The 21,101-nt window shown below is 39.4% G+C and carries 22 protein-coding genes and 1 tRNA gene; 9 read left to right on the top strand and 14 right to left on the bottom strand.

The features are described from left to right. Positions 1-3: 3 nt before the first annotated feature. Together HX021_RS15505 and HX021_RS21720 are read right to left on the bottom strand one after the other, a co-directional pair. Positions 4-4,326 carry a CusA/CzcA family heavy metal efflux RND transporter gene (locus tag HX021_RS15505; protein ID WP_286591372.1) on the bottom strand — a complete coding sequence of 1,441 codons (4,323 nt, stop codon included), beginning with the start codon at positions 4,324-4,326 and terminating at the stop codon, positions 4-6. 180 nt (positions 4,327-4,506) lie between these two features. Further along, positions 4,507-4,836, bottom strand: a complete 330-nt coding sequence (locus tag HX021_RS21720) for a DUF6660 family protein (RefSeq protein ID WP_353621048.1) — start codon at positions 4,834-4,836, stop codon at positions 4,507-4,509. A 175-nt stretch (positions 4,837-5,011) separates the two neighbouring features. Between HX021_RS21720 and HX021_RS15500 the strand changes: the two genes are divergently transcribed. Next, the gene (locus HX021_RS15500) at positions 5,012-6,454 is read left to right on the top strand and encodes an alanine/glycine:cation symporter family protein (protein WP_286591371.1); all 1,443 of its coding nucleotides are present in this window, start codon (positions 5,012-5,014) and stop codon (positions 6,452-6,454) included. A gap of 210 nt (positions 6,455-6,664) precedes the next feature. Here HX021_RS15500 and HX021_RS15495 read toward each other — a convergent pair whose 3' ends face one another. Next, positions 6,665-7,831: an alpha-hydroxy acid oxidase gene (locus HX021_RS15495; protein WP_286591370.1), complete on the bottom strand. Its 1,167-nt coding sequence runs from the start codon at positions 7,829-7,831 to the stop codon at positions 6,665-6,667. A gap of 278 nt (positions 7,832-8,109) precedes the next feature. On the opposite strand from HX021_RS15495, the gene HX021_RS15490 reads away from it, so the two are divergent. Next, entirely contained in the window at positions 8,110-8,976 is an 867-nt protein-coding gene (locus tag HX021_RS15490) for an AraC family transcriptional regulator (RefSeq protein ID WP_286591369.1), read from the top strand. Positions 8,977-8,994: 18 nt separating this feature from the next. On the opposite strand, the gene HX021_RS21715 is transcribed toward HX021_RS15490, so the two are convergent. Continuing rightward, positions 8,995-9,129: a QcrA and Rieske domain-containing protein gene (locus HX021_RS21715; RefSeq protein WP_353621047.1), complete on the bottom strand. Its 135-nt coding sequence runs from the start codon at positions 9,127-9,129 to the stop codon at positions 8,995-8,997. Between the two features lie 17 nt (positions 9,130-9,146). Next, positions 9,147-10,511 carry an NAD(P)/FAD-dependent oxidoreductase gene (locus HX021_RS15485; RefSeq protein ID WP_286591368.1) on the bottom strand — a complete coding sequence of 455 codons (1,365 nt, stop codon included), beginning with the start codon at positions 10,509-10,511 and terminating at the stop codon, positions 9,147-9,149. Positions 10,512-10,784: 273 nt separating this feature from the next. On the opposite strand from HX021_RS15485, the gene HX021_RS15480 reads away from it, so the two are divergent. Both HX021_RS15480 and HX021_RS15475 read left to right on the top strand, forming a co-directional pair. Then, positions 10,785-11,558 carry an SDR family oxidoreductase gene (locus HX021_RS15480; RefSeq protein ID WP_286591367.1) on the top strand — a complete coding sequence of 258 codons (774 nt, stop codon included), beginning with the start codon at positions 10,785-10,787 and terminating at the stop codon, positions 11,556-11,558. A 152-nt stretch (positions 11,559-11,710) separates the two neighbouring features. Then, complete coding sequence (locus HX021_RS15475; protein WP_286591366.1) at positions 11,711-12,199, top strand: low affinity iron permease family protein; 489 nt, start codon at positions 11,711-11,713, stop codon at positions 12,197-12,199. Positions 12,200-12,311: 112 nt separating this feature from the next. Here HX021_RS15475 and HX021_RS15470 read toward each other — a convergent pair whose 3' ends face one another. The 3 genes from HX021_RS15470 to HX021_RS15460 form a co-directional block, all read right to left on the bottom strand. Beyond that, positions 12,312-12,545 carry a hypothetical protein gene (locus tag HX021_RS15470; RefSeq protein WP_286591365.1) on the bottom strand — a complete coding sequence of 78 codons (234 nt, stop codon included), beginning with the start codon at positions 12,543-12,545 and terminating at the stop codon, positions 12,312-12,314. Positions 12,546-12,621: 76 nt separating this feature from the next. Next, on the bottom strand, positions 12,622-13,212 hold the full coding sequence (locus HX021_RS15465) for a YciE/YciF ferroxidase family protein (RefSeq protein ID WP_286591364.1): 591 nt from the start codon (positions 13,210-13,212) through the stop codon (positions 12,622-12,624). A 171-nt stretch (positions 13,213-13,383) separates the two neighbouring features. Then, on the bottom strand, positions 13,384-14,040 hold the full coding sequence (locus HX021_RS15460; protein WP_286591363.1) for a response regulator transcription factor: 657 nt from the start codon (positions 14,038-14,040) through the stop codon (positions 13,384-13,386). A 610-nt stretch (positions 14,041-14,650) separates the two neighbouring features. Between HX021_RS15460 and HX021_RS15455 the strand changes: the two genes are divergently transcribed. Next, positions 14,651-15,265: a DUF4142 domain-containing protein gene (locus tag HX021_RS15455; protein ID WP_286591362.1), complete on the top strand. Its 615-nt coding sequence runs from the start codon at positions 14,651-14,653 to the stop codon at positions 15,263-15,265. 79 nt (positions 15,266-15,344) lie between these two features. Continuing rightward, positions 15,345-15,833, top strand: a complete 489-nt coding sequence (locus HX021_RS15450; RefSeq protein WP_286591361.1) for a hypothetical protein — start codon at positions 15,345-15,347, stop codon at positions 15,831-15,833. Between the two features lie 48 nt (positions 15,834-15,881). On the opposite strand, the gene HX021_RS15445 is transcribed toward HX021_RS15450, so the two are convergent. Both HX021_RS15445 and HX021_RS15440 read right to left on the bottom strand, forming a co-directional pair. Then, positions 15,882-16,121, bottom strand: coding sequence for a hypothetical protein (locus HX021_RS15445; RefSeq protein WP_286591360.1), 240 nt, complete (start codon positions 16,119-16,121; stop codon positions 15,882-15,884). A 38-nt stretch (positions 16,122-16,159) separates the two neighbouring features. Then, entirely contained in the window at positions 16,160-16,663 is a 504-nt protein-coding gene (locus tag HX021_RS15440; protein WP_286591358.1) for a DUF6766 family protein, read from the bottom strand. A 417-nt stretch (positions 16,664-17,080) separates the two neighbouring features. Between HX021_RS15440 and HX021_RS15435 the strand changes: the two genes are divergently transcribed. Further along, positions 17,081-17,593 carry a hypothetical protein gene (locus HX021_RS15435; protein ID WP_286591357.1) on the top strand — a complete coding sequence of 171 codons (513 nt, stop codon included), beginning with the start codon at positions 17,081-17,083 and terminating at the stop codon, positions 17,591-17,593. 204 nt (positions 17,594-17,797) lie between these two features. Here the strand turns inward: HX021_RS15435 and HX021_RS15430 are convergent, their stop codons facing one another. Beyond that, positions 17,798-18,001, bottom strand: coding sequence for a hypothetical protein (locus tag HX021_RS15430; protein WP_286591356.1), 204 nt, complete (start codon positions 17,999-18,001; stop codon positions 17,798-17,800). 19 nt (positions 18,002-18,020) lie between these two features. Then, positions 18,021-18,677, bottom strand: coding sequence for a response regulator transcription factor (locus tag HX021_RS15425; protein ID WP_286591355.1), 657 nt, complete (start codon positions 18,675-18,677; stop codon positions 18,021-18,023). A 252-nt stretch (positions 18,678-18,929) separates the two neighbouring features. Here HX021_RS15425 and HX021_RS15420 point away from each other — a divergent pair, with 252 nt between their 5' ends. Next, on the top strand, positions 18,930-19,148 hold the full coding sequence (locus HX021_RS15420; RefSeq protein WP_286591354.1) for a hypothetical protein: 219 nt from the start codon (positions 18,930-18,932) through the stop codon (positions 19,146-19,148). A 167-nt stretch (positions 19,149-19,315) separates the two neighbouring features. Here HX021_RS15420 and HX021_RS15415 read toward each other — a convergent pair whose 3' ends face one another. Then, positions 19,316-19,879 carry a DUF4230 domain-containing protein gene (locus tag HX021_RS15415; protein WP_286591353.1) on the bottom strand — a complete coding sequence of 188 codons (564 nt, stop codon included), beginning with the start codon at positions 19,877-19,879 and terminating at the stop codon, positions 19,316-19,318. 204 nt (positions 19,880-20,083) lie between these two features. On the opposite strand from HX021_RS15415, the gene HX021_RS15410 reads away from it, so the two are divergent. Then, positions 20,084-20,157, top strand: a tRNA-His gene (locus HX021_RS15410). An 85-nt stretch (positions 20,158-20,242) separates the two neighbouring features. Here the strand turns inward: HX021_RS15410 and HX021_RS15405 are convergent. Beyond that, on the bottom strand, positions 20,243-20,902 hold the full coding sequence (locus HX021_RS15405) for a hypothetical protein (RefSeq protein ID WP_286591352.1): 660 nt from the start codon (positions 20,900-20,902) through the stop codon (positions 20,243-20,245). Positions 20,903-21,101 lie beyond the last annotated feature (199 nt).

Raw genomic sequence — 21,101 nt, 5'->3', positions numbered from 1 at the left:
GACTTATTTATTATTGAAATAATTATATTGAATTGCCGATTGATTATATTGATTGAGCACCTCCAGATAGTTTTGTCGAATACCAATGGCCTGGCTCAAAAATTGACTGAGTTCGGCGAAATTGATTTCCCCAGCCCTATAGCCCAAGCTTGCTGCTTTAATAATCTCCTCAGCCTGCTTTAGCCCCGAGGATTCATAAAATTGCAACAGCGCCGTGTTTTTTTCCATCTCTGCCTTCGCATTCATCTTATTGGTTTGAAACACTTGCGTATCATATGCTAGTTTCTGCTGTTGCACTTCCATCTCAGCATTTGCAGCCTTGACCTTATTTTTATATGCTCCAAGTCCAAACACAGGAAATTCTGCCGATACAGAGAAACCGGAAACTGGATTTTTGGCACCCCAGAGCCGTTGTGAGAAAAACCGTCCGGAAAACTCCGGTTTATTTGTATTCTTCTGTACTGCTATATTTGAGTTGGCAATATTCACATTCTGCTGCTGCAACGCCAAAATAGGATGTGAAAGATCTTCGGAAATACTGCCTTCTACGGAAATCTTTGCCAACGATTTATCCACTGGCAATAGCCACTCATTGCGATCCAACAACATCATCAATTGCTGCTGTTGAACCACCATATCTTTCTTATTCTGAACAACCTGTGCCTGTAATTCCTTTAAACGCGCTTCTGCGGCAATCTTATCCAGTGCAGCAACATCCCCTGTTCTGAAACGAAGCTCCGTAGCCTTAAACATGGCGGAATAGATACTGTCTAGTTCCATATAAAGTTTTTGCCTGTCCTGAAGATACCATAGTTGAAAATAAGCAGTTCGTACATCCTTCTTGATACTAGCATTCAACACATCCGTATTGAGATTGGCATATTTCAGCTGTTCTTTAAAATATTCCTTTCGCGCTGAATATAAACCCGGCCAGGCAATGCTCTGTGTCACACCAATTTTCAATAAGCCAGCTTTATCCGTAGGGCTATAATCTTCATTCTCTACAAAAATACCAGTCTTGGGAATCTCATTCGCCGTTTTCACATTGAAATTCGCACCTGCGATTTCTGCGTTATTTACCCGAAACTGTCGATTGTTTTTCAATGCTGTACTCAACGCATTGTCAATAGAAATACGTTCTTGTGCAGATGCTCTAAATCCAAATAAGGAGCATAAAAAGACCACTATAACTGTTATGGTCTTGGTATCATTCCCTCTTTTCATATTCAACTTTGAATTAAAAATGATATATAATAAAGGTAATACAAACAAGGTCAGAAATGTTGCAGTCACCAATCCTCCAATCACGACTGTAGCAAGCGGTTTTTGAACCTCAGCCCCAGCACTTGTACTGATGGCCATCGGCAGGAAGCCAAGCGAAGCCACTGTAGCAGTCATCAATACGGGCCGCAGCCGGGTCAGTGTCCCTTCTTTAACCCGCTGAAAGATATCCTCCATTCCCTCTTTCTTCAATTGGTTAAACGTCCCAATTAACACAATACCATTCAGCACGGCTACCCCAAACAAGGCGATAAAACCAATCCCGGCACTGATACTGAAAGGCATCCCTCGTAGCATAAGCGCAAACACCCCGCCAATTGCACTCATAGGAATCGCTGTAAATATCAATGTGGCCTGTTTAAACGAATGGAAGGTAAAGTACAATAGCATAAAAATAAGCAATAAGGAAACCGGTACTGCGATCATAAGTCGCGCACTTGCCTGCTGGAGGTTTTCAAACTGTCCACCATAAGTAAAATAGTATCCAGCAGGTAATTTCACCTTGGTCGTAAGCTGTTGCTGAATATCTTTGACGACGCTTTCCACGTCTCTTCCAGCTACATTAAAGCCAATCACAATCCGACGTTTTCCAGCCTCTCGGCTGATCTGTGCAGGGCCGAGCTTATAATCAATAACTGCGACCTGAGATAGCGGGATCTGAATGCCTGTATCAGTCGGTATCATAAGGCTGCGAACATCATCAATGCTATTTCTGTGTGTTGTATCAAGCCGTACCACCAAATCGAAACGACGTTCATTCTCATAGATCTGTCCGGTACTTTTACCCGCAAATGCGGTACTGACTACATCATTGACATCTTGTATGGTCAATCCATAATTAGCAATCCGAGTCCGGTCATATACAATATTGATCTGTGGGAGGCCAGAAACCCTTTCAACTTGTGGAGCTGTGGTTCCTTTAACGGCTTGAATCTGTGCCGCAACCTCATTAGCATATACAGCCAGTGAATCTATATTTTCGCCAAAGATCTTAACTGCGACGTCCTGCCTGATACCCGTCATCAACTCATTGAATCGCATTTGTATTGGTTGATTTTTTTCAAAGAACACCCCCGGGATTACCTCCAATTTTTCCAGAATAGCGGCCCCCAACTCATCGTAAGTTCTTCTTGACTTCCATTCACTTTGTGGCTTAAGTACCACCATGATATCCGTTGCCTCTGGTGGCATAGGATCTGTAGGGACTTCTGCTGCCCCTGTTTTACCAACTACCATCTTGACTTCTTCAAATTCTTTGATAATACGGGAGGCTTGCATAGAAGTTTCGATACTCTGTGACAGGGAACTGCCTGGTGGCAGAATACAGTGGAAAGCGTAATCTCCCTCCTGCAGCTGTGGAATAAACTCACCACCCATGTTTTTGAAAAAGAATACCGAAAGTGCAAAAATTGCAATCGTGAGACTGACAATAACATATTTGAAACGGATTGCTTTTTGAAGCAAAGGTGCATAGATATGTTGTAATTTCTCAATCAGCCTATCACTGAACGTTTTCTTTTCACTAAGTTTTTTTGGTAGAAACAGTGCACACATCATCGGAATGTAAGTCAGCGAAAGAATCAATGCACCAAAAATAGCAAAACCGACTGTCTGCGCCATCGGACGGAACATCTTTCCTTCCACACCTACCAGTGTCAGGATGGGAATATAAACGATTAGAATAATAATCTCACCAAAGGCAGCACTGGTCCGGATCTTTGAAGCCGACTCGAAAACCTCTTGGTCCATCTGGGACTGTGTTAGCTTTTCAGTAGATTTCCGTAACCCCAAGTGATGGAGTGTGGCTTCCACTACAATGACAGCTCCATCTACAATAAGGCCAAAGTCAATCGCTCCCAGGCTCATCAGGTTGGCACTCACTCCAAAAACATTCATTAACCCCAAAGCAAAGAGCAGAGCCAATGGAATGGCTGAGGCTACAATAAGTCCAGCGCGAAGGTTTCCAAGAAACAATACCAACACAAAGATCACAATTAGGGCTCCCTCGATCAAGTTTTTTTCCACTGTTCCTATGGCCCGACCAACTAGATCTGTTCGGTCTAAGTAAGGTTCTATCACCACATCTTCTGGTAAAGATTTTTGTATCGTTGGCAACTTCTCCTTCACACTGTTTACGACATCATTACTATTCTCACCTTTCAACATCATGACCACTCCACCCACGGCATCTACCTGGCCGTTATAGGTCAAAGCCCCATAGCGTACTGCATGACCAAAACGCACATCTGCCACATCCTTAACAAATACAGGTATCGAACCTGATTTTTTAATGGCAATATTTCTAACATCCTCCAAGGAGGTTGCTAGGCCAATACCACGGATAAAATAAGCGTTGGGCTTTTTGTCGATATAAGCACCTCCAGTATTTTGATTGTTTTTTTCTAATGCTGTAAAAATATCCGGAATAGTGACACTCATTGCTTTAAGTCTATCAGGATCAACAGCTACTTCATATTGTTTAAGCTCTCCGCCGAAGCTATTGACTTCTGCAATCCCTGGCGTACCATAAAGCTGGCGCGCAACAATCCAGTCTTGCATCGTTCGGAGGTCTTTGGCATTGTATTTATTTTCACTCCCTTTCTTCGGGTGAATAATATATTGATATACTTCTCCCAGTCCAGTACTTACAGGAGCCAGTTCCGGTGCCCCAATACCCTGTGGTATCTGGTCCACGGCTTCTTTTAAGCGTTCGCCTATCAACTGCCGTGCGAAGTAGATGTCAACTTCCTCTTCAAATACAACTGTGATCACCGAAAGGCCAAAACGTGAAATACTTCTTATTTCTTCAATTCTAGGAACTGTGGCAATACTTTGTTCAATAGGAAAAGTAACCAGCTGTTCGACTTCCTGCCCTGCCAATGTTGGACAGGCAGTGAAAATCTGTACTTGGTTATTGGTAATATCAGGGACAGCATCTATAGGCAGCTTTGTCGCACTCCAGCTCCCCCATATGATAAGTAACAATGTCATTAAACCAATAATGATCTTGTTCTTAATGCTAAATTTAATTATATGATCTAACACAATATACTTGGTTAATACTTAAATAATTGAGCTGTAAAAAATCTCATTTTTTTGCAACAAACCTGCGAATCAGGTAGAGGTTGCTAAAATATCCACTGGATCATACCAAAGAAAAAAGACAGTTCCTAACTGGAAGTACGATTTTCTTGATAACGTGATACAGCGAAAAAAAATTAAAAATTAAGCATTAATCTTGGGCGGTTGCCAAATGTTTCCAAAGTAACTGGAAATGATGGGACTATTCAATAATGGCATGCGGCGATCAAAATAAATGGAAATCGGAATACCAACAATCTCTGGTAACTGATAGCCAGGAGCTGTTACGTTGCCACTGCAACAATTGCAGTAACAGAAGATCGAGCAGGCATCAGTCGAGTCATCATCATGATTATGAGCTTGGTTCAAATGTATCTCCATAGCTGTTTCCTCGCAGTGATTATTGGAATCACTACATGGGACAAAGGAGAGCCCCAGAATATAAACAACCAGAATATACACCGCAAAACGCATGATACAAATGTAAAAAAATATTTCAAAAATTTACTGTTTAGTCATATTTAAGTCGAAAAAGTATAGAAAGAAAAGATAGCTCTTACTGCATTTATCAAAATAATCAATAAGATAATTCAGTATATTCCACAGGATTTATCTATTTTAGCGAACCCTCGAATCTTAATTATGATATATGGATAATTTTATAGACAACATTTATGCTATCGTCTGGAGCGATGCGCTGGTTTACCTTTGCTTACTCACTGGAATATATTTTACGATCCGTTTTAGGTTCCCACAGCTAACACAGATTCGAGAGATGCTACGTTTACTTTTTCACGGTGACAGTTCAGAGAAAGGCATATCATCTTTTCAGGCATTTTCATTAGCGATTTCAGGTAGAGTTGGTACTGGTAACATTGCAGGTGTGGCAACAGCTATTGCCATGGGTGGCCCTGGCGCCGTTTTTTGGATGTGGATCATCGCTTTTTTAGGCAGTGCTTCTGCTGTGGTTGAGGCCACATTAGGACAAATGTATAAAGAAATCAAAGATGGACAATACCGCGGCGGACCAGCCTTCTACATACTTAAGGGATTACGTTCAAAGATCTTTGCGTGGACCTTTGCGATTGTAACTATTGTGAGTACAGGATTTCTTTTACCTGGTGTACAGAGCAATAGTATCAGTGTTGCTGTAAAATCAGCTTTCAATATTTCTCCTGTAATTACTGGACTGTTTCTTATGGCGCTATTGGCCATAATTATCATTGGTGGCGTTAAGCGTATAAGCCGCGTTGCCGAATATGTAGTGCCTTTTATGGCTGGAGCCTATATCCTCATGGCTCTTGTGATCATTGGACTCAACTTTACACAAATCCCGGCAGTCTTTGCGCTTATTTTCAAAGCAGCATTTAACCTTGAATCAACCTTTGGTGCTGTAGCAGGAATGGCGATTTCATGGGGAGTAAAACGGGGTATCTATAGCAATGAGGCTGGACAGGGTACTGCTCCACATGCTGCGGCAGCAGCAGAAGTTTCACATCCCATCAAACAGGGGCTTGTTCAGGGATTTTCTGTGTATGTTGACACCATGTTTGTCTGTACAGCAACAGCACTAATGATTCTTTTTACTGGGCAATATAATATTGAAAATCCCAGTGGAGGTTTTATTGTCCAAAACCTGCCCGCAACTGAAATGGGACCAGCTTTTACACAGCAGGCCGTATCACATCATTTTCCGGCATTAGGTGCTGGTTTTGTCGCACTTGCACTCACCTTTTTTGCATTCACTACAATTATGGCTTACTATTACATTGCCGAAACCAACGTTAGTTTCGTCAGCCAAAAAGCACAACGAACCTTACTCATCTGGATACTCCGCATTCTTATCTTAGGTTCAGTTTACCTAGGCTGTATCAGTACGGCCAAATCTGCCTGGACGCTGGGAGATATCGGAGTTGGGCTGATGGCTTGGTTAAATCTAATTGCTATTATCCTCCTCCACAAGAAGGTCCTTGTCCTTTACAATGATTATTGTCACCAAAAGAAAGCTAAACAGGACCCTGTTTTCGACAGTGATCGATTCAATTTCCATCATATGGAATTATGGTCAAAAAAATCGAACCAAGAACAATAATGTTTTTTAACAGATATGTGCTTGAAACCTGATATCCATAAATACAGTAGCCATTCACATGAAGAAAAACAGAAAAACCATATTATACTAAGAAGGCTATTTCAGGGAAAATCTAATTGACCTGAAATAGCTCTTAATAAATATTTTCCAAACACATTCCATTCCCTGTCCCTATAAGGACTTTATAGTTTTAGGTCTGATGTAGACAATTTACAACACGCCTTGCAGGCGGCTTGGAAACGCATTAATTTTAGAGATGCTCAGCTGCTTCATCACTTGAAACAAATGCGCCTTGAACATATTAATGGTGTGCTCCCCACCCTCACTACCTAACGCACCAACACCGTACATAAAAGGCCTTCCCATAAAGTTAAAATCTGATCCAACAGCATGTGCCCTGGCAAGGTCCACTCCCGAGCGAATTCCGCCATCCAGCATGATCTTGATCTTCTGTTTATATTCGGGATTCCTGGCAAGGTGAATCAATGAGTTGATCGATGATTCACTAGCATCTAATTGTCTTCCTCCGTGATTGGAAACAATGACACCATCCACACCAAGAGCGATTGAGGCTTGCATATCTTCATCTGTAGCAATTCCTTTCAGCACCAACGGCCCTGGCCATAAGTCTCGGATTGCTTTTATCTTTTCAACATCCACCTTACCCGTAAAAGTTCTGTTCATAAATTGTCCTAATTGCGCCAGGTCTAGTCCCTTTTCCATATAAGGTTTTAAAGTTGCAAAAGAAGGAATACCATGCCGCAAGGTCTCAATACCCCAAGTTGGACAGGCGAAAGTCTGTAAAATATTTGCAATATTCATCTTTGGCGGCATAGAAAGCCCGCTTTTGATCTCTCGGTAACGCAACCCGAAAGCCGGCACATCGACTAATACTACCAATACGGGACATTCTACGTCTTTCAGCCGTCGGATGATATCATCACGTAGTCTGTCTTCTGTAGGATGATACAATTGAAACCAAGCTTTGCCCCCAGATACTTCAGCGATGCGTTCGATACTGCTTGTTGAAACTGTACTCAAGATATAAGGGATATCATTTTTCGCAGCTGCCTCAGCAAGAATTTCCGGTGCATTAGGCCACATCAGCCCCTGAAGCCCAATCGGTGAAACCCCAAATGGCGCACTGTATCGCCGGCCAAAAAGTTCAACAGACAGATCAATTTCATCACTTGCTTTCAAATATTCAGGTTTGAGCAGGATATTATCGAAATCATTTTCATTTCTGGCAAGGTTCAGCTCCTCATTTGCACCACCTTCAAGATAGTCAAATGCAAACTTGGGAATTCTTTTTTTCGCTTTCTTTCTTAAATCTTCTACAGATGGAAATCGTGTATTGTACACAAACTTTTGGCTCATGATTGATGTATTAAATAATGTCAGTTGATTAAATTTAAGTTTAACTGCGCGCCAAATATACTATATAATTTGAAAAAACACCGAGATTGTCTTCCAATTCTATTCATTCATGTTCATTTCCCATTTCTTTACCCATACCCGTATGTTCTCAAAAATGGACATATTACACCAACCGAAGACAATTTTTCGTTTTTAAATCAAAATAATTTATATTGTCCCATCTTTGACACTATTAATCAAGTTGTAAACCAGTTTAAAACGTAATACCAATTAACTGCATGAAACCTATTTTTGCAAAAATTTTAGAGGGATCGGAGATTACGACTTTTGGAACACGCGCAATATCTCAACCTTTTTTTTCGACGGAATTTCACTTTCACAGTGCCTGTCAGATGACTTATATTGTACAAGGTAAGGGGAAGCGAATCATAGGCGACGACGTAGATAGTTTTACCACAGATGAACTGACATTTATTGGTCCCAACCTGCCCCATGTATGGCACAATAATCTCCAGTATGAAGATGCATCGACAGTATCTCGTTCACTGGCCCTATATATCGAACCTAAATTGATCATTGAAGTTTTGGGCAAGTTTTTTAAAACCCATAAAATTGAGTCATTCCTTAATACTTCTAGACGTGGTCTCCTCTACAAGGGGGCGACTAAGCAAAAGTTAAAACAGAAATTAAAACAGATTGTTAGCCTAGACTATGGTTTTGAAAAAACTATTTTACTTTTTGAAATTATTGAGATCATGATTAGCTCTGAAGAATTTGACTATCTTTCAAGTGCCGGCTATACCCACCATTACAACCCATCGGATAACAATAAAATCGATCGAATATTTAAGTTTGTTTTCGATAATTATAGCAGAGACATACAATTAGATCATGTGGCGGCTTTATCAAACATGTCCAAACACTCCTTTTGTCGCTATTTCAAATCCCGTACCCAGAAGACTTTTGTCCAATTTGTCAATGAGGTGCGCATCAGCGAATCCTGTCGGCTGATTGCAGAGAACAAACTGCAGATCACTCCAATTGCCTACACCTGTGGTTTCAACAGCCTTTCAAACTTCAATAAAATCTTTAAATCAATAAAAGGTATTACTCCAAGTAGATATAGGGCACAGCTACAGCATTAAACAACTTAGCCCTCTAAATTAAAAATACTCCTCTCTTTTCAGATTAGTTATCGCAGGACCATTCAGCACATTTCCTTCGATATCAAATCGAGAGCCATGACAGGGACAATCCCAACTTTGCTCGGATGGATTCCATGTTACAGTACAGCCCATATGGGTACAGCTAGCATTCAATGCGCGCCCCCCCCATCCTTGTCACGAAATACAGCAAGGTTTTTGTTCTCAAATGTCACAATCCTGCCCTCATTCAAGGGGATAGTATCAAATATTTCAACTTGTTTCGCCTTCAATTTATCTTTAATTAAATGCTTCGAAGCATTTATTCCCACCGAAAGCACACTTTTGACACTTGCAATAGGTTTAATTCGTCCGGGTGACAACATTTTGGAGAGTTCATTTTCTTTTCCTTCCAGCAGGTCAGGAATCACTAATGATGCCATCGTGCCAAAAGTCATTCCATTTCCTCCATAGCCTGTGGATACATAGATATTCTTTTCACTTGGCATACGACCTATATAAGGTAGTCCATCTGCAGAAACATAATATTGGGATGACCATTTCGCAACAAAATCACTAAAGCCCAAATATCGTCTAACGTAATTATCCAACTCTGTAAAACACTTCTCGCTATTCTCGCCCACCCCTGTCTTGTGGTCAAATCCCCCGGCTATCAGGTAGTTTCCATTCGACGATACATGATATCTAAAATAATGATAAGGATCGTATAAATCGGCTGCCTGAGCAAGTGCAGTCGGTGGATCTGTAAGCTTAAAAACCATTACATAGCTTCTGTAAGCAGTTAGCAAAAGATTAAATCTATTCTTTCCAGGAGGAACATGAGTTGCCCAGACAAGATTTTTAGCTGTAAAGATACGAGCATCACTGGTCTTTATTGTGATGTTTTCACCATCGTTGTTAAACGATTCAATTGCCTGATTTAACAAAAATGCTCCGCCCTCAATTTTATAAGCTTGCAATAAACCATTTATATATTTAATTGGATGAAACTGCCCCTGCGCTTCAATTTTTATCACCTTTTCAAAGGACAAGTCGAAAGGAATACTACTATCCTCCACTGTCTTTATCCCAAGTTGTTTGTGTGCCCGATATATTTCATCAAGTTTCTTAGTTTGCTTTCCATTCGTACTGAAAAGGAAAAAATCACAGGTATCAAATTCACATGCTACGGCATATTTGCGTATATTTTGCACTATATAATCCAATGTCTTATGTGTGCCTACCACGAGCTCTCTACCTGCATCATTTCCAAAATTAGCGATGATCTCGTCATAGGATGTATCATAAAAATTATTGATGTGTGCAGTTGTCCCTCCTGTCGTTCCGAAACCTGGATTCTTTTTGTCTATAAGCAAGCAACTGATTCCTCTATTCTGTAACTCTTTTGCTAAAGTTACACCAGTAATTCCCGCACCTACCACAATAGTATGGAATGTCAATTCTTTAAAATCAGTTCCAAAGTCCTCTATTTTTTCGGTACTCTGCCAAAAACTCTTATTGTTGCCATCACGTATCATAACATAAAAATCAATCCAAGAACTGAGAAAATTATATTTCGTAGTCCTCAGCGTTATATAATCTATTGATGAACCAAGATTCCTTCATAATCGTTTTAGGATTAAATACGTTAAAAAGAGAAGAAGTACGGCTTTGATCGTTCTCTAAAACCATCTCATTTTAACCACTGTTCCACTACAAAAGACACTAATATGTCAACTATTATAGCTCATTTTCGGGCTATGGTAGTAACTGCATTCCCATATATTAAGATATCATTAAACAACAATATTATGAAAACCAATGCAATGGACTATACAAAATCGATCCTCCCTATTTGGATCCAAAACAAGAAAATTATAATCACCGGTGGTACAACTGGCATTGGAAGAGCTACAGCCTTGCTTATGACAGCGCTCGGCAACGATGTTCTTATCTGTGGGGACCACCAGCATCATCTGGAGGATACGTTACGTGACCATGAAGACCTCAATACAAGTGGTACGCTCCATGGTATTATTCTTGATCTTGCCACAGAAGAAGGTATCCATATGCTGTTCAATAAGTTTGACAATTTATATGGTCATTTGGATATATTAATCAACAATGCAGCGATTGCCTTTCAAACTGTCAAAGATGGAAACTATTCGGATCAAGCCTATTTATTGCGCACAAATATCCTTGCTTACCTAGCTTGTACACAAGCCGCATTGTCAATGATGGAACCTCGTGGTGCCGGTCATATTGTTAATATTGGTTCAATGAGCGCCGATACCCGTGAAGCCCAGAGTTCTGTTTATGTCTGTTCAAAAGGAGGTATACAAGCTTTTACTGAATCTCTCCGCAAAGAAGCTAACCCAAAAGGTATTCAGGTTTCGCTCATTGAACCTGGTTCTGTTGGGACTGACATGCAGCCACTCACTCCGGAAGAACAGCGCAGCAAGATTGATGCTATGGAAATGTTATATGCCGAAGATATTGCTAGAGTCATTGCCTTTACCCTATCGCAACCTACTAGAACATCTGTGGTCAGCATGCAGGTTAAACCTTTACGTCAGATCATCTAGTTAGCTGATCTCGTGAAATGCCCCCATTCCTGCACTGACCATACCAAGCAATTCAAAGAAAATGATTATCCCGTAATCAAGGGTATCTTTCTTATTTCCTAGATCTTGGCAATTGGCCAATAGGAATGTCTATATTAAAAAACGAACACACTATGAAAAAAAAGAAAAATTTATTCGAAAGATTCTCAAACTGGGCCACTCATGCAACAGGTAGCTCCACAGCTTTTATTCTCGCCACTTCGACAGTGATTGTATGGGCAGTAAGTGGGCCCCTGTTCAACTATTCAGAGACCTGGCAATTGGTCATTAATACCGGAACAACAATTATCACTTTTTTAATGGTCTTTCTAATACAAAAATCCCAAAATAAAGACTCTAAAGCAATTCATTTAAAACTCAATGAGCTGATCGCCTCTCATCAAGGTACGAGCAACCGAATGGTCAGTTTAGAGGAAATGAGTGAGGAAGAACTGGATCAACTTGCTAAGTTTTATGAGCACCTTGCCGCACTAGCTCTTAAAGAGAATGATCTTACCTGCACCCATTCTATTGATGCAGCAAATGAGAACCACAATTTTAAGAAAAAACTTCGTTTGCAATCTAAGGATGAAGGTGAGTCCAAGACGAAAGCACATGGATAAATACCCTCCTTTTCATGGTTTAAGTTTTTCATCGTAATCTATTTAATCCAACTAAGTAAAAAAAGGCCAAATAGTATTTGCTTTTTTTTACTTAGTTGGAAAAGTTAAACTTTTAATCGTGACCTTCTGTTTTAACAATTTTATTATAGATACCTAATAATAAAAATGGTGCTGCCCATTGCCCCACAAAGAGTGCTGCATGCTTATCACTTTTCATGCATTTTAAAGCGGCTGACACTCCCATTGAAAACAATGCTGCTCCTAAAAAAAAAGTCGATGGTACTTTGGAAGTTTGTTTTTCAATTCTTTTTGTGAGGTTGCCCTCCTGTCCTGTATTCAGTGCCATAATTTTAACGTTTAAATATGAAAATATAATTACCTCATCTATAGGATGTAAGCAAAATAAATTATTCGGTCAGCAGTTATTCTGCCTTGGTATTGAGATTAGTATCTGCCAGCGCTGTCAGATCTTCATCACATTTCTTCTCTTCTGTCAATGTTGAAAGCAAAAGTTTTAATGCATCTTTATATCCGAGTACCTTTGCAAAGGCTGAGAGTGTACCATAGGTTGCAATTTCATAATGTTCAACTTTTTGAGCCGCGGCAATAATGCCAGCATCCCGCACAGCACCGACCTCCGTTTCTTTTATGATACTTTCTCCTTCTTCTATCAATCCGGCCATAGCTTCACATTTTTCAGCTTTTGCTTTTAGGCCCAAACTTTCAAAACATTGCTCTAAACGTTCTGCATGAATCTCAGTTTCCTGAAGATGTTTGGAAATTGCCATCTTCAATTTCTCGGAACTGGCATTCTTCTCCATCTTAGGTAAAGCTTTTGTTAGTGCTTTTTCAGCCCAATAAATGTCTTTGAGTCCATCCTCAAATAATTCAGCCAAATCTTTCGCCGAATCGGCCTTTGCTTTGGTCTTTCTTCCACCAGCAGAAGATGCGGATCCTTTGCTGTTCTTTTCATTAGTCTTGCTTTTGTTTGCAGTTAATGTTGCTGTTGCCATAATCTAAAGTTTTATGCTCAAAGAGCGGTTCGTTAAATAAACAGCCCTCAATCTTCTTTGGTTTAGCGATGACCTCCAAAACGCATAAAACCCGCATATATTTCTTGTGTCAGGTACAAACACGTGAATGCGGTAATAAAAACGGAAATCCAACTATTTAAAGTATCTTCTTCAGACCAGTAATTTTTTTTGAAATCCAAAACGAATCAAACCGGCTGTATTCTTGGTATTTGTTTTCATAATTAATTGCTGCCGGTGACCTTCCACAGTTCTTTTGCTTAAGAAAATTTGATCTGCTATTTCGGCATTCGTATATCCCTCAGCAATTAGTTCAAGCACTGAAAGTTCCCGTTCGGTTATATCGTATTTGATCATCACCTCTTTTCTGTCAAAATTTGGTTGGATATAACTAGCGGACTGTCGGACTAACTCGATACTCAAGGCCGAACTGATATAGTTACTTCCTTTCAATACCTGTTGAATACCAAATAGAATTTCATCCACATGTGAGCTTTTAAGTAAATAACCGTCAACGCCAATATTCAACGCCTCCTGAACAGTTTGGATGCTTCCATCCATAGTTAATACTATAAGTTTCAATGTTGGATAGCGTAATTTTACCTCTTGGATAAACTCGAGTCCGTCCATTACATCCATATGGATGTCAGTTAAAATGAGGTCGGGTTGAGTTGTTCCGACCAGATAGGTTAAGGCTTCTTCACCATTTTCTGCCACAGCAGTTACAGTTAAATCTTTTTGAGCCTCTAAAATTAATCGGAAACCTGAGCGTACCAATGCATGGTCGTCTATCAAAAGTAACTGTGCCATAGCTGTCTGTTTTTATTTCTTCGTTTTAGACTGAAAATAAATTTTCAATCTAAAACAGCTTGCTGATAAAAAAAGTTTTGACAAAAAAAATCACATAGCAAGGCCTTATTCTTATGGGCAATAAAAACACATGAATCTCGATTTGTCGAATACTTTCAGAATAGGTTAAATGAAAAAGGTCAACCACACACTTTCATGGTAGTTGACCCTTTGACTAAAACATTCTTTTTCTGGACAAGCAAAAAAACGTTTATTTGGTATAAGACAAAACTTTTCGAAAAATAGTTTTTATTAATTTCAAAAATGTCCCTTTATAGATGAGTCAGCTTTTTAAAGTCTTATTTACCTTCTCTCTTAAGGAGGAATTTCTACGGTAAGACTAAGTATACCTTACATATTTAGATTTAAATACCCAAAATAAGCATGGGCCAAACCCTCTATTCTTCAGAGATGTTCCTAAGTAAACAGTATAAAACAAGATCTTATGTTTACTTCCATCATCATCGGCATCGTATTTATCCTTGTGGCCTCCTTTATCATACTTAACTATAGGCGCAAAGGAAATCATACACGAAACAAAGGAAATCGTTAACAAATAAAATATTGTATCATGAAAATCATTCTAAAAACCATTGGCTTATGTATAGTCTTTTTGACCTTGAGCATGAGTATCCAGGCGCAAGACACCACGGATACCCCCCCAAAAAGTGGGGATCTGGAGTTTGCAAATAAAGCTACTGCTAGTAATAACTTTGAGCTGCAAGCAGCGAACATTGCTTTGAGCAAATCCCAAGACCAGAATATCAAGCAATATGCACAAATGATCGTTGATGATCATACCACTGTTGGAAATGAGCTGGCTACGTTGTTAAAAAATAAGAATTGGCAATTAAGCAGCGTTAACAACCAAAATCATTCTCAAATGATTGACCAGCTGAATAGCGCTGATCCAGCAAACTTTGACCGTATATATGCTGATATGATGGTCAAAAGTCATCAAGACGCAATTACGTTATTCAAAGAGGCTAGTAATGGGACCGCAACCAGCGATGTTGATCTACGTCAATTTGCTGCAGCCAAAATTCCTGCATTTGAGAAGCATCTTGATCAGATCAAAAATATGCAACCATCAAATAATAACACAATGCCTAATGTGGCACCGACAAATCCAGGCCTTCCTGCGCCAACCGCGAAAAACAAAATTCCAAAACCTACACTAAAATAAGATCCTAATTTATCCCCCCTTTCCAATTTTCGAGGACAATGTGCATCTCCCATTGTCCTCCTTTTAATAATTTACCACTATGGAATCAACATTCGACTATATACATGAATTACTCAATAGACAGATGGCGCTAAGAGCCAAAATAGAAGCCAGTCCAATTGCTGGCGAAATCATATTTACCTATGGAAATGATTATTATCAGGAAGAGGTCCGCAGCATGGGACTGGCTATGATACGTGAGGGGCTAGATACTGAAGGTGAACAGCTTATCTTGGATTTTACAAAGGAACATTACCCCATGCATGTGGATAACGAGCTAAAATGGATCAAAAAAATGATGAGATACCTGCAGCTTATCACAGATACGTTTATCGACAATCTTCATGCCGAGGGTTATAGATGGTTACAGAGCAATGTTGATATGCCCAATACACATGCCTTGTTTTATCCCATTTATGAACTTGATACGGCAAGTCTACAGGCTGTTCATTTAGGATTAAATACATTGGTGGATCTGGCGCAACCCGATCAGTTGGAGAAGTTACAAGGCTGGGCATATTATCGATGATCAACACACAGTATATCTATAGGGTGATTCCAGGCCATATCCTGCTATTTAATCTTTTTCTTTACTACGATCCAAATAATCCAAAGGAAGCCCTGAATCATTGTTTTCCTGTCTCGACATCGTATCCAAATGACTACGATGGAGAATGTCTAATGGGACACCATTATGATCCATCATTGTATCAGTAGCAGAACTATCTTCCATCTGTTCATGCTTTTCACTTTCCCTACAAGAGCTAAACATAGCCACGGCGACTATGATCCATATAACATGCTGTAATTTTCTCATTTATTATCCTTCTGGTTGGTAAATCTTCTACTATTGCATCAGTTCTTACCTGTTTGATCATGTGGGGCGTCCACAGGTTTTGATTCTGGTGAACCCTTTTGCCGTAAAAAAATGGTAAAAAAAACAATTGATAATACAGATAAAAATTCACTCTGCCAGTTTTGAAATGTTTCAAACCAAAATTCTGGCATACCTAAGTAAGCTAATGACCCGTCCATGGGCAACCCTTTCAGCAACTGTTGTGTATTATGCTGCCGCCAGCTTCCATAAAAATGGACAATCCAGCTGATAAGAAATAGTAAGGCAAAACAAATAAATAACGAAGAGCTATAAAGACGCAGTATCCAACCACCTTTCCTGACAGGATAGGGGGCGTCTGCTGTGGGTTTTGGTTCCCGATCCACCTCTTCAGATCCTTCCAGTTTTTTAGATTCCGCCGACCCCCATTGACGTAGCCCTACAGTTAGCAATACATACATTGCCATCTGAAGAAATTCACTTTCAAAATTTTCGAACGTTGCCGAAATAAAATGTCCCGTCATCAGGTATGCCGAGTTTGTATCATGGAAAGTTCCTCACCGGTACCAAGCCAAATTTCCATTTTTTCTTTTTTTTATTATTAGTATAAAACAATTTCAATTTCGGGATGCCCCAATTCTTTCTTCACGGCACTAATAGTTTATTATTCGGGCATGACCAATGTTTCTATGATCCATTACTTTTAACTATCTGTTCAGTAACCGCCTTTGTTATACTATCTCTTGCTAAGAACAATGAGAAACCAGTTGCCGGTTGTTAAGATATTCAAATTGGGTAGTTATACTTATCAACCTGTGTAGAATACGTTTTCGCTCTCACTTTTAAACTGCATGTATGATACATCTTGATCACCCACCAGAAGACTGCACTGCATTCTTTCGGGATGCCCTACAGTTGCTGCAGCAAGTAATAGCCAGTTTATGGTCGGTAGTGCTTTAGCGATGTTCCATTACACAGGTATTACACGCCCTACCAAGGACATTGATGTTTTTTATCTAATAGAGCTTACCGAGCATAAAATAACTTTATTGGATGGCGAAGCTATCGTCATCGAAAATATTGGTTTTGTCGGTGTTAAGGGATTTGGTGGTGGATTTGATCGATATATGTTGTCTATGTTTGGTGAAGAGGCAATGAAAAATTTTGTTCAGGAAGCAGTCAATGAGTCATTGTTATTAGATCGTGCACTTGCAAGGCTTGAGCAAGATCACCCAGAGATCCAAAAGGTAGCCTTGATGCATTATGCACCAATCGCCGAAACCGTTATTGGAGAACCCAAAGAAATTTATCCTTTCTTGGGATCTTCGCATCTTGTAGAACCCCTCCAGCGCCGTAAAGTCGCCGCAGCCTTTCATGGACATGCCCACGCTGGCAAATTCAAAGCGTGTTACCAGCAGGTATCCCCATTTATAATGTTGCTGTTCCCGTATTAAAAGCCCATCATCAAGATGGACGCAGCTTTGCATTAATCGATATCTAAAATCCCTCACCATTGGATGTAGGCATTCGTCTAAGACGACTTTTACAAGATGGACAACGAACAGGTCAAAAGGGCTTGTCAATCGACTTGCCTGTTTTTAATAAAACAATAATTGATGCATAACGGGGCACATAGCCTATAAAATCCAAACAGAAACTTATTTCTTTTTTTCGCGGGGATAATCATTGGGATCATTAGGCATATCGTTCAACTGCTCCTTCTGTCGATCAATCCCTGCTTCAGCATCGCCTTGATCTTTATGTTCTACATCTCGCAATACTTCACCATCTACTCCCAATTTAATTTTTTTCTTCTTTTCCATCTCTTTTCCTACCAATCGATTTTCGTTTTTTGTTGCCATAGCAATTGTTGTTTTTTGTTTAACGTAATAACATGTGGTGAAAGCCAAACCGCACCAGCCCGGCCGTATTTTTTGTATGAGTTTTCTCAATAAGACGTTGTCGATGTCCCTCCACTGTGCGCTTACTTAGAAAAATCTTATTGGCAATTTCGGCATTTGTATACCCTTCGGAGATTAGTTCCAGCACTGAGAGCTCACGTTCCGAGATGTCGTATTTCAGGAGAATATGATCTTTGTCAGGAATGCTATCTGTATATGATTTATAGCTGTTGATGCAGGAGATGCCCAAGGAAACACTGATGTATTTTTCTCCATTTGCCACCTGACGGATGCCAAAAAGAACTTCTTCACAAGAGCTATCCTTGACCAAATATCCATTAGCCCCTGTATGCATTACTTCAAAGACCGTCTGCAGATCCTGAATCATGGATAGAGCAAGAATCTTGATTCCGCCATATTTATGATGCACTCGTTCAATAAATTTAACCCCGTCCATACCTTCCATTCGGATATCTGTCAAGATAATATCTGGATGTGGCTGTTTATCCAAAAAATCCAATCCCGCCTCAGCACTCTCGACATCAGCCAATACAGCCATATCTTCTTGAGACTCCAAAATTAGTCGAAAACCATTTCTGACCAAGTGGTGGTCGTCTACGAGCATTAACTGTATCATATGTTAATAGTTAGATGAACTCAATCATTTGTCTATACTAAATTAGAACATAACTTATTTGTAAAAAGTTTTTTACAAATAAAAAAACTCTATTTATATACTCAAACATCCAATCAGTAACTAGTAATAATGATTTCATTTAAAGAAAATACTTTTTCACACCCAAACAGGCGTTTGTACCTATTATTTAGTACAAAAAAACATTTGTGTATCCAAAGCTGTTCCCTATTAGTTAGTATAAAAAATAAGCATATGTACAAGATCATTCAATTTATTGCTGCCACAACAACGTTTTTCATGATCTCCGGATGTGGAACTGAGACCGCTAGAGATCAGCAATCCAAGAAGTTGGCTGCAGACTCAGTCATTAACGATACCACTACAATCCAGTATCGAGATACCAGTTCCAGTGAATCCCGTGGAGAAATTCCTCCGACACCAGAACCCGTAGACACTTCTTCAAAAAAATAAAACGAAAAGCGGACAGGCTTTGTTCAGTACATGATAAGCGCATAATTTAGTAGAGATCCCATCTGTCGGGAGACGGGTGGCGATCAGATTTTATTGTAGAAAGCTAGGCAACGGCATTGCCTAGCTTTTTTACTGCTGTCGTATTATTGATGGCTATATTGTCTAGTTTATTTAAAGGTCAGGTTGATTTTCGTGAAGCCCAACCCTTGCAACAGCGGTTTAAACACAGTGATCGCATTAGCTTTTGTCTGCTGTAGAATATCTGATTTTTTCACGTCATCCGCAACGGCTTTTTCAGCTGCTTTATATGCTTCATCCACCAGTTGAGCTTCCCTTAAAAAAGCCATCTTGGTGTCATAGACTTTTGAGGCATCATGATCGATCTTGATATAACATATTTCCGGCCCTGGCAGTTGAATAGACACCGAATCACCAACGACCTTGATGTCTTCCGGCGTCAATTTTGTGAGATTCACACAGCCTACTGCATCCGCTTTCACAATTAATAACACAGAAGCATCCGGCAAAAAGGCATTGATATTTTTATGTTCGACCACATCACTGTAGCGATACTTGACCAACTCAAGTTTCCCCATTGCTTCAATACGATCCACCAGTAGTTGATGTTTGCTTTCCACAGCAGGATGTTCCATACTGTAATTCTTATAGACAAACCATCCGCCTACCGCCAAAATGGCTACTATAAGTAAAAATCTAAAAATTTTTCCCATAAATTATAATTATACAAATTACAGACCAAGCTGCCTTAAACACCCTTCTGGCAGAAAATATGGCGCATATATTATCATTCACGCATCTATTATATGGTCCACTTAAAAAATATACCTTTTGATAGACAATAATTTAGTTAAAAAGTTTAAAAAACATTTGGAACATATAAGTGATAATACTACTTTTGTGACATCAAAATCACGGTAGGTATAGCTCAGTTGGTTAGAGCACTAGATTGTGGTTCTAGGGGTCGTCGGTTCGAGCCCGATTACTTACCCAAAAAGCAGATCAATAAAAAAGATCTGCTTTTTTTGTCTAAAAAATGTCCAAAATATTATCAACCAATGAAGATCCATTTGATATTACTCTGTCAACTTTAATCCATGAATCAAATATGCCTTGCCGAAGTAATCTGGATCATGGCTCACCGTTACCCGGATAGATTTCCATTTCGGATAAGTGGCATTGTGACGCACTTCCTCGCTATTCTTCCAAATTTCTGCTAATTGATTCTCAATATTGGTATCTTTATAGGTGAGCTGAATGCCAGAACTAAATAAGTATTTTCCATTTTCTTTTGATAGGACAATCATTGGACCACCAGGAATATATGTCTGAATAAGTTCTAATTCAAAGGACTCCGTACCTTCATATTTCTTTTTATCTAAAGTTTTTATATACGTTAAATAATATGACGGACCATCTTGAGGAGGTTCTTCTGGAGCAACCATCTTGGCTTTCACCCGATAAATAAAGCCGGGCTCTCTATCTTCAAAATAATAAAGGGACATCTCTGCAGGCCTATTTTTAGGCACCAATAGCAGATCATCGTTGACCGCCCCATAACGATGGCTCACTGACACCTCTACTTCTTGTCCATTTTTTAAATTATAAGGACCGTATCCCCCGTCCTTTGAACAACCGGTAAAAATAAGTATAAAAACAAATAAATATAACCGTTTCGAGCGGAAGTCTTTGTTTATTTTGGTTTTATATCTTTCGAACAAATCTATGTGTTTCATAATTCAGAATGATTAATAATTGTATTATCATAAACGTAATTAAAACTAAAATGCTACAGTTTACATGTCCGAATTAATCATTATGTTTAGCACAAAAAAGTTAATAAGGTTTTATAATAATCACCCTCTCCTTCGAAATTTAGGTTATGGGTTACTTTGACAGTATTTTCAGTTCCTTATCTGTATTCGTGATACCTCT

This window comes from Sphingobacterium sp. N143 (assembly GCF_030325625.1).
Lineage (GTDB): Bacteria > Bacteroidota > Bacteroidia > Sphingobacteriales > Sphingobacteriaceae > Sphingobacterium.
This window is presented reverse-complemented; position numbering and strand designations above follow the sequence as displayed.

Coding starts and splice junctions, on each gene's coding strand:
- HX021_RS15420 (WP_286591354.1), top strand. CDS start 18,930: ATGTACAAGATCATTCAATTTATTGCTGCCACAACAACGTTTTTCATG.
- HX021_RS15450 (WP_286591361.1), top strand. CDS start 15,345: ATGGAATCAACATTCGACTATATACATGAATTACTCAATAGACAGATG.
- HX021_RS15485 (WP_286591368.1), bottom strand. CDS start 10,511: ATGATACGTGATGGCAACAATAAGAGTTTTTGGCAGAGTACCGAAAAA.
- HX021_RS15495 (WP_286591370.1), bottom strand. CDS start 7,831: ATGAGCCAAAAGTTTGTGTACAATACACGATTTCCATCTGTAGAAGAT.
- HX021_RS15500 (WP_286591371.1), top strand. CDS start 5,012: ATGGATAATTTTATAGACAACATTTATGCTATCGTCTGGAGCGATGCG.
- HX021_RS15490 (WP_286591369.1), top strand. CDS start 8,110: ATGAAACCTATTTTTGCAAAAATTTTAGAGGGATCGGAGATTACGACT.
- HX021_RS15440 (WP_286591358.1), bottom strand. CDS start 16,663: ATGACGGGACATTTTATTTCGGCAACGTTCGAAAATTTTGAAAGTGAA.
- HX021_RS15445 (WP_286591360.1), bottom strand. CDS start 16,121: ATGAGAAAATTACAGCATGTTATATGGATCATAGTCGCCGTGGCTATG.
- HX021_RS15475 (WP_286591366.1), top strand. CDS start 11,711: ATGAAAAAAAAGAAAAATTTATTCGAAAGATTCTCAAACTGGGCCACT.
- HX021_RS15415 (WP_286591353.1), bottom strand. CDS start 19,879: ATGGGAAAAATTTTTAGATTTTTACTTATAGTAGCCATTTTGGCGGTA.
- HX021_RS15430 (WP_286591356.1), bottom strand. CDS start 18,001: ATGGCAACAAAAAACGAAAATCGATTGGTAGGAAAAGAGATGGAAAAG.
- HX021_RS15465 (WP_286591364.1), bottom strand. CDS start 13,212: ATGGCAACAGCAACATTAACTGCAAACAAAAGCAAGACTAATGAAAAG.
- HX021_RS21720 (WP_353621048.1), bottom strand. CDS start 4,836: ATGCGTTTTGCGGTGTATATTCTGGTTGTTTATATTCTGGGGCTCTCC.
- HX021_RS15455 (WP_286591362.1), top strand. CDS start 14,651: ATGAAAATCATTCTAAAAACCATTGGCTTATGTATAGTCTTTTTGACC.
- HX021_RS15480 (WP_286591367.1), top strand. CDS start 10,785: ATGAAAACCAATGCAATGGACTATACAAAATCGATCCTCCCTATTTGG.
- HX021_RS15425 (WP_286591355.1), bottom strand. CDS start 18,677: ATGATACAGTTAATGCTCGTAGACGACCACCACTTGGTCAGAAATGGT.
- HX021_RS15460 (WP_286591363.1), bottom strand. CDS start 14,040: ATGGCACAGTTACTTTTGATAGACGACCATGCATTGGTACGCTCAGGT.
- HX021_RS15405 (WP_286591352.1), bottom strand. CDS start 20,902: ATGAAACACATAGATTTGTTCGAAAGATATAAAACCAAAATAAACAAA.
- HX021_RS21715 (WP_353621047.1), bottom strand. CDS start 9,129: ATGGGCTGTACTGTAACATGGAATCCATCCGAGCAAAGTTGGGATTGT.
- HX021_RS15435 (WP_286591357.1), top strand. CDS start 17,081: ATGGTCGGTAGTGCTTTAGCGATGTTCCATTACACAGGTATTACACGC.
- HX021_RS15470 (WP_286591365.1), bottom strand. CDS start 12,545: ATGGCACTGAATACAGGACAGGAGGGCAACCTCACAAAAAGAATTGAA.